This window comes from Qipengyuania seohaensis, from assembly GCF_002795865.1.
Lineage (GTDB): Bacteria > Pseudomonadota > Alphaproteobacteria > Sphingomonadales > Sphingomonadaceae > Qipengyuania > Qipengyuania seohaensis.
This window is the reverse complement of the sequence record NZ_CP024920.1, coordinates 1,895,221-1,904,320: the sequence shown is the minus strand read 5'-3', so window position 1 is coordinate 1,904,320 and position 9,100 is coordinate 1,895,221. Positions and strand designations below refer to the sequence as shown.

The following is a 9,100-nucleotide window of genomic DNA, read 5'->3' as shown; positions in this document are numbered from 1 at the left end:
GCGCCGCAAGGGCGATCACGGTGAAGCGCCATGCCGTAGCGTCAGCCGGATTACGTTGACGGCAGGCATGGCTCGCCTAAGCTGAAAGGCGAGGAAAACGAGGAGAGAGAGCATGGCCGAGTCCCGTCGATTCTCGGGTAAGACCGTTGTGATTACCGGCGCCGCATCGGGCATCGGGGCTGACGCTGCGCGCCTGTTCGCCAGCGAAGGTGCGATCGTTTTCGCGTCGGATATCGACGAGGACGGCGGAGCGGAGCTCGTCTCCGGCAGCCCCGACGACATCCGCTTCGTGCGCTGCGATGTGTGCGATCCTTCCGACATAAAGGCTCTGATGGATCACGCCGCAGCCGAGACAGGCGGGATCGATGTCGTTTTCAACAACGCAGGCGCTGGCGGCGCACGCGCACCGATCGACGAGATCGAGCCCGATGAATGGGACCGCACCTTCGATCTCCTGATGCGATCGGTCGCCATGGGCATCCGCTATGCAGTCCCTCACATGAAGGGCCGCAAGGGCGCCAACATCGTCAATGTGTCGAGCGTTGCGGCAGTGGGCCCGGGCTATTCGCCCACTGCCTATGCTGTTGCAAAGGCAGGCGTGCTCCACCTTACGAAGTGCGCGGCCACAGATCTGGCCCAATTCGGCATCAGGGTGAACGCTGTCCAGCCCGGCTTCATCAACACCAATATCTTTACCAGCTCGCTCGAATTTACCGGCGAGGCGGAGCGTATGGCCAAGCAGGTCATCGCCCAGATGTCCTCCAATGCTCAGCCAGTCGCGCGCGGCGGCCAGCCGCGCGATATCGCAGGCACCGTGGCATTCCTGGCGAGCGAGGCGGCAGAGTTCATCACCGGCGCGTCCATCGTCGTGGATGGCGGGATAACGCTCGGCCCGCGGCATAGCTGGGACCCGGAAACGCCGGGCATGTTCGAAGCGCTCGAAGCCATAGAAGCGGAGGGGCGCACGAACTGATGGCGTTCGTCGACGGCCCCCTGCCCCAACGGCTGAAATTCATTCACGGCTTCGGTGCCGTCGCATTCGGCGTGAAGGACAGCGGGTTCAGCTTTTTCCTGCTGATTTTCTACAATCAGGTTCTCGGCATGGACGCCGGCATGGTCAGCCTGGCCCTCGGCGCTGCGCTGCTGTTCGACGCCGTGATCGACCCGATCCTCGGGAACCTGTCCGACCGTACCTATACTCGTTGGGGCAGGAGGCTACCCTGGCTCTATACCGCCGCACTTCCATTGGCGCTGGCGTGGGCTGTGCTGTGGAACCCCGTCATCGACGGCACGCCCAGCTTCTGGGAATTGCTCGGTATCGCGGTCGTCGTGCGCGTGCTCTTGTCGGCCTGCGAGGTCCCCTCGGTCAGTCTCGTGCCGGAGATCACCGCCGATTACGACGAGCGCACCACGCTTTTCCGCTATCGTTACCTTTCGGGATGGATCGGCGGCATTATCATGATGCTACTCGCCTACACGGTCTTCATGCCGGGGCAGGACGGAATGTTGCAGGCAGGCGGATACAGCATGTTCGGCCTGTTCGGGGCCGGGCTGATGTTCGTTTCGGTTGTCGGCTCTGCCCTCGGCCAGCACTATCTCGTCGCCAAGCTGCCGGAAAAGCGCCCCGAGCCATTCAGCATCAAGGGCAGTTTCGACGAGATCCGAGATGCTTTCTCCGAGCGCGCTTTCCTCATCTTCGTCGCCGGAGGTCTGGCCGCCTACGTCAGCCAGGGCATGACCTTTTCGATCACGAACTACGTCAACCTGTTTGTCTGGCAGTTCGACCGGGTCGAGTTGATCATCTACCCCATCGTGTTATTCGTCAGCGTCGTGATGATGTTCTTCGTCGTCGGCCCCATGCACCGCGACTGGGGCAAGCCGAAAAGCGCCGTCATCGGCTCGATCACCTCGATGGTTCTCGGCCTCACGCCTTACACGCTGTTTCTGCTCGGCTTCTGGCCGGAGCCGGGCACGGTCCTGTCGACCACACTGGTCTTCGCCTTCCTGGTCTTCGCGAACCTGTTCGGCATCGTCGTGATGATTTCGGGATCCTCGATGATCGCCGAAATCGTGGAAGCGTACGAAGAGCGGACCGGGCGCCGTGCGGAAGGCAGCTTTTACGCAGGCAACTGGTTCGTCCAGAAATGCGCGACCGGCGTCGGCATCCTGCTTACCGGCCAGATCATCAGCGCCGCGCAAATGCCCGAAAACGCGCGCCCGGGCTCGGTTTCGTTCGAAGTGCTAAGCGAAATGCTGCTGCTCTACGGAGGCGCAATGATCGTGCTGGCGCTCGTCGCCGCCTATTGGCTCGGCCGCTTCCCGATTGACCGTGCCCAGCACGAAGCGCGCATCGCCGCATTGGATGCCGTGGCGCGCGGAGATATCGACGCGGGCACTTCGGTTCCGTGAATTACCCCCTTGGCGCGGCTGGCTCGCTCTGCCAGTTTCGCAACGCAACTTATTTGATGAGAGGACATTACGATGGATTTCGAACCCACTGAGAGGCAAGTTTACTGGCGCGACCGGGTGAGGAACTTCATCGAGGACCATGTCCGCCCGGCTGTCCCCACCTACAAGGCGCAGGACGCGGAAGGCGATCGCTGGAAAGTCATCCAGGTGGTCGAGGACCTGAAAGCCAAGGCCAAGGACCAGGGCATCTGGAACCTGTTCATGCCGCCGCGCAATGACAGCCACCACCATGTCGATGAAACCTTCGATTTCGAAGGCCCTGGCCTCACCAACCTCGAATATGCGCTTTGCGCCGAGGAAATGGGCCGCATCGGTTTCGCTTCGGAAGTGTTCAACTGCTCGGCGCCCGATACTGGCAACATGGAAGTGTTCTTTCGCTATGGCACGCGCGAACAGAAGGAAGAATGGCTTGAGCCGCTGATGAACGGTCGCATCCGTTCGGCCTTCCTCATGACGGAACCGTTCACCGCCAGCTCCGACGCGACGAACATCGAGACCCGCATCGAGCGTGATGGCGACGAATATGTCATCAACGGGCGCAAGTGGTGGTCCTCGGGCGTGGGCGATCCGCGTTGCAAGGTCGCCATCGTAATGGGCAAGACCGATTTCGAAGCAAAGCGCCACGCGCAGCAATCGATGATCCTGATGCCGATGGACGCACCGGGTGTGAAGATCCTGCGCCACCTTCCGGTTTTCGGTTATGACGACGCCCCGCACGGCCACATGGAAGTCGAACTCAAGGATGTGCGCGTACCGGTCACGAACATGCTGCTGGGCGAAGGCCGCGGCTTCGAGATCGCGCAGGGCCGCCTCGGCCCGGGCCGCATCCACCACTGCATGCGCACCATCGGCGTTGCCGAGGAAGCGCTGGCCAAGATGTGCCAGCGCCTTCAGGAGCGTGAGGCTTTCGGCAAGCCGATCTACAAACATTCGGTCTGGGAAGAGCGTGTCGCGCGTGCCCGTATCGACATCGACATGACCCGCCTGCTCTGTCTCAAGGCCGCCGACATGATGGACAAGGTCGGCAACAAGTCAGCCAAGCAGGAAATCGCCATGATCAAGGTGCAGGCTCCGAACATGGCGCTCAAGATCATCGACGATGCGATCCAGGCCCATGGTGGCGGCGGTGTGTCCGACGATTACGGCCTCGCCAACGCTTATGCCCACCAACGCACCCTGCGTCTGGCAGACGGGCCGGACGAGGTTCACGCACGCTCGATCGCGCGCATGGAATTCGCCAAGCACATGCCGAAGGAAGGCCCCACTTCCAACGCGCTTCGTGGCGGCAATGCGCATTCGGCAAGCGCCGGCAGCGCCGCTGCAGGCTTCAGCTCGGGCGACGTAGGAGCGACGCGGTAATGGCAAAGGCGGCAATTCTCGAACAGGTCGGCGGCCTGACGATCGGCGAGGTAGAACTCGCCGATCCGGCCCCGCATGAAGTGCTGATCGACACCAAGGCGTGCGGCCTGTGCCATTCGGACCTGCACTTCATCGAAGGCTCCTACCCGCACCCGCTGCCGGCCATTCCCGGCCACGAGGCAGCCGGCGTGGTGCGCGCGGTCGGAAGCGAAGTGAAGACCGTCAAACCGGGCGATCACGTCGTGTCTTGCCTGTCGGCATTCTGCGGTCACTGCGAGTTCTGCGTGACCGGCCGCATGGCGCTGTGCATGGGCGCCGACACGCGTCGCAGCCAGACCGCAGCGCCGCGCATCATGCGCGCTGACGGCAGTGGGCCAGTGGCGCAGATGCTCAACCTGTCCGCATTCTGCGAACAGATGCTGATCCACGAGAATGCATGCGTCGCGATCGACAAGGACATGCCGCTGGACCGCGCTGCCATTATCGGCTGCGCGGTGACGACGGGTGCCGGTGCGATCTTCAACGCCTGTTCGGTCGTACCCGGCGAAGCGGTCGCTGTCGTTGGCTGCGGCGGGGTCGGCCTGGCGACGATCAATGCTGCGAAAATCGCAGGCGCCGGCAAGGTCATCGCGCTCGATCCCATTCCGGAAAAACGCGAACTGGCCAAGGTGCTCGGCGCGACCCACGCAATCGATGCCATGGCGGACGATGCCGTCGAACAGGTCATGAAACTGACCGGCGGCGGCGTGCATCACGCGATCGAGGCGGTAGGCAGGCAAGCTTCCGCCGACCTCGCGGTAAAGCTGCTGCGCCGCGGCGGTACGGCGACGATTCTTGGCATGATGCCGCTCGATTGCAAAGTCGGGCTCGGGGCCATGGATCTGCTGTCGGGCAAGAAGCTGCAGGGCGCGATCATGGGCATGAACCACTTCCCGGTCGACCTGCCGCGCCTCGTCGATTTTTACATGCGCGGCCTGCTCGATCTCGACACGATCATCGCCGAGCGAATTCCTCTGGAGAAGATTAACGACGGGTTCGAAAAGATGAAGGCCGGACATTCGGCGCGCAGCGTGGTGGTGTTCGACTGATGAGCGAAACCGGCATGCCAGAAATCGATTTCGACAAGGAAATGGTCGGCACTATCGAAGTGCCCGAACGCGACCAGTTGGACATGGACAAGCTGACTGCGTGGTTCGACGCCAATGTCGAAGGCTTCGAGGGGCCGATCTCCTATTCGAAGTTCAAGGGCGGCCAGTCAAACCCGACCTACCGGATCGACACGCCCTCTCGATCCTACGTCCTGCGCCGCCAGCCCTTCGGCAAACTGCTGCCGAGCGCGCATGCCGTGGACCGCGAATACAAGGCCATGCACGCTCTCGGTCCGACCGGATTTCCGGTGCCGAAAACTTATGGCCTTTGCGAAGACCCGGATGTGATCGGATCGAAGTTCTTCGTCATGGGCCTCGCCGACGGTCGGTCCTTGTGGAACGGCGCCCTGCCCGACGTCGATCCTGCCGACAGGCGCGCGATCTACAACGCCATGATCGATACGATGGCGGAAATCCACCTGCGCAAGCCCGATGAAATCGGCCTTGGCGATTACGGCAAGCCGACCGACTATTGCGCGCGCCAGATCGCCCGCTGGTCGAAGCAGTACAAGCTGTCCGAAACCGAACACATGCCCAAGATGGAGCGGCTGATTGAATGGCTGCCGCAGACCATCCCTCCGCAGCACGAGAGCAGCGTGGTCCATGGCGACTACCGGCTCGACAACCTCATTTTCGAGAAAGACGAGAACAAGGTTCTTGCCGTGCTCGACTGGGAGTTGTCGACGCTGGGCGATCCCATCGCGGACTTCAGCTATCTGATGCTCAACTGGCATAACCCCGCAGACGGGCGCGCGGGTGTCCTGGGCCTCGACCTCGAGGAACTCGGCATCCCCACGCAGCAGGAAGCGGTAGATCGCTATGTCGCGCGGACCGGTTATCCTGTCCCGCCGATGGACTGGTATTTCGCCTACAATTTGTTCCGGCTCGCCGGGATCATGCAGGGCATCAAGAAGCGGGTCATCGACGGCACCGCATCCAGTGCCCACGCCAAGGCGATGAGCGAGAGGGTCGGACCGCTGGTCGACCGTGCCTATGACTTCGCCGTGGCCGCAGGGATGGACTAGCGCGGGAACGCTGCTAACGACCTCTCCGAAATCTATACGGAGACCAGCATGAGCGCCGACCTCGAAAGACGCATCGAAGCCGCGTGGGAAGACCGCGCCAACGTCACCCCGCAGAGTGCCGACGTTCGCGAAGCGGTGGAGGCCGGTCTGGCCCTGCTCGACAGCGGTGAAGGCCGCGTGGCCGAACCCGACGGGAAAGGTGGCTGGACGGTCAACCAGTGGCTCAAGAAGGCGGTTCTTTTGTCCTTCCGCCTGAACGACAATGTCGTGATGGAAGGCGGCAGCGCGGGTCATCCGGCGTTCGACAAGGTCCCCAGCAAGTTCGCCGGTTGGGACGAGGCCAGTTTCCGCGAGGCTGGCTTCCGCGTCGTGCCCGGCGCCATCGCCCGTGAAGGCTCCTATATCGCGCCGGGCTGCGTGCTCATGCCCAGCTTCGTCAATATCGGTGCCTATGTCGGAAAAGGCACGATGGTCGACACCTGGGCCAGCATCGGCAGCTGCGCGCAGATCGGCGAGAACTGTCATATCTCGGCAGGTGCAGGCATCGGCGGCGTGCTTGAGCCCATGCAGGCGAACCCCACGATCATCGGCGACAATTGCTTCATCGGCGCGCGTAGCGAAATCGTGGAAGGCGTGATCGTGGGCGAAGGCAGCGTCGTGGCCATGGGCGTTTTCATCACCCAGTCCACCAAGATCGTCTATCGCGACACGGGCGAGGTTATTCGCGGCCACATTCCGCCCTACTCGGTCGTCGTCCCCGGTTCGATGCCCGGCAAGGACGGCGGCCCGGGCCTCGCCTGCGCAGTCATCGTCAAGACGGTGGATGCCCAGACGCGCGAGAAAACGGGGATCAACGACCTCCTGCGCGACTGATCCGGGCGGAACATAAGCCCGCTTTGACCGTAGAAAGCCCTGAAACGCGGGATCGCGCAAAACAGGGAGTATTCGCGTGCACAAAGAAGGTGACGAAGTCCACATCGACGAAGAAGAAGTAAGCGGCGGCTCCAAAGAGGGCGTCGTGCGCTGGGTTTTGGCCGGTGGCCTCATCCTTGCCATCCTCCTGATGTCGATCGTCTGGATTGTCCCGGCGATGACGCAGGGCGACATTGAAGAAGAAGCGACCGTCAGCGGCGAGATTTCCTCGATGGAAGGTGGTGACAGCACCGACAGCATCGTTGGCGTGCCAAGTAAAACCGATCTGGGTGACGATCAGGTCGCCTCGGAACCATACGACGACCAGACGACCAATGATGACGGTATCGAAGTCATTGAAAACTAAGAAGCCGAGGTGACCTCATGAGCAATTCGAACAGTTTCCAGACCGATCAGTACGTCAAGTGGGATTGGGGCAATGGCACCGGCAAGGGCCAGATCAAGGACCGGTTCGAACGTGAGGTCACCCGCACTCTTAAAGGCAGCGAAGTCACGCGCGATGGCAGCGAAGACAATCCCGCCTACCTGATCAAGCAGGAAGACGGCGACGAAGTCCTGAAGCTCGGTTCAGAGCTCGAAGCTCAGGACTGATCCCATGCCCAAGGCCAAATCCAAGGCGCAGCAACAAGCTGCGGGCGCCGCCCTTGCGGCCAAGCGCGGCGAGACCGACAAGTCCGATCTGCAAGGCGCATCGATAGGAATGTATGAAAGCATGTCCGAAAGCGAGCTGGAGGAAATGGCTTCTACCGATCGTTCCGACTTGCCGGAAACCGCCGACGACAATTGATGGCGGAGACAAGCAGGACGATCTGTCCAGCATTATCAATCGCAGCGACTGGCGCTAATCGCCCAAGAACCGTGGCCGCTAGCCCTGCAAATAGCCGTCAGTCTTCCGCCGCCCGCGGCGCACCGGCCGCATACTCGATAGGGGCCGCACCCGAGCGAGTGCCCGCATGGGCTTCTGCTTCGCGCATCACCCGCATCATGTTGCGGCTGGAGATCTTTTCCAGATCCGCCTGCGAATAGCCGCGCCGCGCCAGTTCGGCGAACAGCGCGGGATACCCGGTGACGTCTTCCATTCCGACAGGACCGGTGGGCATTCCGTCATAATCGCCTCCAATGCCGATATGGCCGATCCCGGCGACTTCGCGCACATGATCGATATGGTCGGCCATGTCGGAAATCGTCGAAACGGGCTGCCGGTTGTTGGCTTCCCATCGCGCCAGCTCTGCAGCAACCGTGTCCGGGAGGCCCGGATAGAGCGCTTCTAGCCGGGCACGTTCGGCGGCGCGATTGGCAGCGTACTGGCGCAAGTCCTCGGTAATGAACCAGGGCAGGGCGACGACCATTACGATCCCGCCGTTTTGCGGCAGCCGAGCCAGTACGCTGTCCGGAACATTGCGCAGATGGCCCGTCACCGCGCGTGCGCCAGAATGGCTGAAGATCACCGGCGCCCCGGCTACGTCCAGAGCGTCGTGCATTGCCTCTTCGCTGACGTGGCTGAGGTCGACGAGCATGCCGATCCGGTTCATTTCGCGCACTACGTCCATGCCGAATTCATTCAGCCCGCCATGACGCGGTGCGTCGGTTGCGCTGTCGGCCCAGTCGAGCGTGCGTCCGTGCGTCAGCGTCATGTAGCGCGCGCCCATCGCGTACATCTGACGCAGCACAGCCAGGCTGTTGCCGATCGAATGCCCGCCTTCCATCCCCATCAGAGAAGCGATCTTGCCCTCGGCCATGGCGGCTTCGACATCGTCCGCCGTCAGTGCGAGCGCCATGGCATCGGAATTGGCCGCGATAAGGCGCTTGGTCACGTCAATCTGCTCGATCGTTGCCTGCACTGCTTCGGGTTCGGGCAAGGATGCGCTGACGTAGACGGACCACCACTGCGCACCGACCTTGCCGCGGCGAAGTCGCACAAGGTCGCTATGCATGGCAGCACGCCCATCCGTGGCGGTGTCCAGCGTGTCATTGAAATCGAAATCGTTGATCCGATTACCGAACCGGGCTCGCAGCTGGATCGGCACGTCGTTGTGCCCGTCCCAAACCGGCGCCGCCTCAAGCGCGGCAGCCGCCACTGCATCGGCCTTGTCCTGTGCCATGACCGGACTGGTCGCGAGACACGAAGTCAGAAAGAATGCTGCGGCGATACGGATCATTTAATAT

The 9,100-nt window shown here is 62.1% G+C and carries 10 protein-coding genes; 9 read left to right on the top strand and 1 reads right to left on the bottom strand.

Going from position 1 to position 9,100, the window contains the following annotated elements:
• The first annotated feature begins 112 nt into the window (after positions 1 to 112).
• From CVE41_RS09365 to CVE41_RS09325, 9 genes are all read left to right on the top strand, one after another.
• Positions 113 to 973 (top strand): SDR family NAD(P)-dependent oxidoreductase, encoded by an 861-nt coding sequence (locus tag CVE41_RS09365; RefSeq protein WP_100260404.1) that lies wholly within the window; start codon positions 113 to 115, stop codon positions 971 to 973.
• Positions 973 to 2,409, top strand: coding sequence for an MFS transporter (locus CVE41_RS09360; protein ID WP_100260403.1), 1,437 nt, complete (start codon positions 973 to 975; stop codon positions 2,407 to 2,409). Before CVE41_RS09365 ends, CVE41_RS09360 begins: the two co-directional genes overlap by 1 nt.
• Positions 2,410 to 2,481: 72 nt before the next feature.
• Positions 2,482 to 3,828, top strand: a complete 1,347-nt coding sequence (locus tag CVE41_RS09355; RefSeq protein WP_100260402.1) for an acyl-CoA dehydrogenase family protein — start codon at positions 2,482 to 2,484, stop codon at positions 3,826 to 3,828.
• Entirely contained in the window at positions 3,828 to 4,916 is a 1,089-nt protein-coding gene (locus CVE41_RS09350; protein WP_100260401.1) for a Zn-dependent alcohol dehydrogenase, read from the top strand. The genes CVE41_RS09355 and CVE41_RS09350 overlap by 1 nt, the downstream gene beginning before the upstream one ends.
• Positions 4,916 to 6,001, top strand: coding sequence for a phosphotransferase family protein (locus tag CVE41_RS09345; protein ID WP_232725632.1), 1,086 nt, complete (start codon positions 4,916 to 4,918; stop codon positions 5,999 to 6,001). Before CVE41_RS09350 ends, CVE41_RS09345 begins: the two co-directional genes overlap by 1 nt.
• Positions 6,002 to 6,049: 48 nt before the next feature.
• Positions 6,050 to 6,874, top strand: coding sequence for a 2,3,4,5-tetrahydropyridine-2,6-dicarboxylate N-succinyltransferase (gene dapD / locus CVE41_RS09340; protein WP_100260400.1), 825 nt, complete (start codon positions 6,050 to 6,052; stop codon positions 6,872 to 6,874).
• Positions 6,875 to 6,950: 76 nt separating this feature from the next.
• On the top strand, positions 6,951 to 7,280 hold the full coding sequence (locus tag CVE41_RS09335) for a hypothetical protein (protein WP_100260399.1): 330 nt from the start codon (positions 6,951 to 6,953) through the stop codon (positions 7,278 to 7,280).
• 17 nt (positions 7,281 to 7,297) lie between these two features.
• A complete protein-coding gene (locus tag CVE41_RS09330; RefSeq protein ID WP_100260398.1) occupies positions 7,298 to 7,525 on the top strand; it encodes a hypervirulence associated TUDOR domain-containing protein in 228 nt (75 codons plus the stop codon).
• A gap of 4 nt (positions 7,526 to 7,529) precedes the next feature.
• Entirely contained in the window at positions 7,530 to 7,721 is a 192-nt protein-coding gene (locus CVE41_RS09325) for a DUF3008 family protein (RefSeq protein WP_100260397.1), read from the top strand.
• A gap of 97 nt (positions 7,722 to 7,818) precedes the next feature.
• Here the strand turns inward: CVE41_RS09325 and CVE41_RS09320 are convergent, their stop codons facing one another.
• The gene (locus CVE41_RS09320; protein WP_100260396.1) at positions 7,819 to 9,093 is read right to left on the bottom strand and encodes a dipeptidase; all 1,275 of its coding nucleotides are present in this window, start codon (positions 9,091 to 9,093) and stop codon (positions 7,819 to 7,821) included.
• Between the last annotated feature and the right edge of the window lie 7 nt (positions 9,094 to 9,100).